Below are 414 nucleotides of genomic sequence, written 5' to 3'. Positions count from 1 at the left end.
GACCGTCTTGACCAGTAATTATATAATCAAGCAAAGGAACGGCATGATAAATACACATAACGACACAATGTTCGTTGGTTGTATAAGTAAATGAACCATTTCCAGCGCCGACACCTTTACCAGCAATAACAGCAGTATCACCTTCAGCAGCAAGGTTATTATTCACAACCTCACTGATATCAAGGTTACGAGAAATACCACCGATATAGGTACACATATTGGAAAGAGCCTGAGGCAAGTTCACACCAAAATGCTTTCTTATTTGTTCACGATAATCACTATCACCAGACTGACTGATTTCTTTCCAGCGTTGAAGGGCTTCGGCTTGACGAAGCGCAAGAACAGGGAGTTGAGATTGTAATGTGGACAAATCAACACGGAGTCGGGGGGCAAGCGGTCTTAGGGAGACAAAAG

At 43.0% G+C, this 414-nt stretch carries 1 protein-coding gene; it reads right to left on the bottom strand.

Translation table 11 applies throughout. The annotated features are described in order from the left end of the window. Positions 1-414, bottom strand: a 414-nt coding sequence (locus tag AABA78_RS38950) for a major capsid protein (RefSeq protein WP_338270599.1), incomplete at both ends; no start/stop codon positions are given.

This window comes from Corallococcus caeni, from assembly GCF_036245865.1.
GTDB classification, from domain to species: domain Bacteria; phylum Myxococcota; class Myxococcia; order Myxococcales; family Myxococcaceae; genus Corallococcus; species Corallococcus caeni.
Note: the sequence above shows the minus strand (reverse complement) of the source record. Positions and strands in the feature narration are given on the sequence as shown.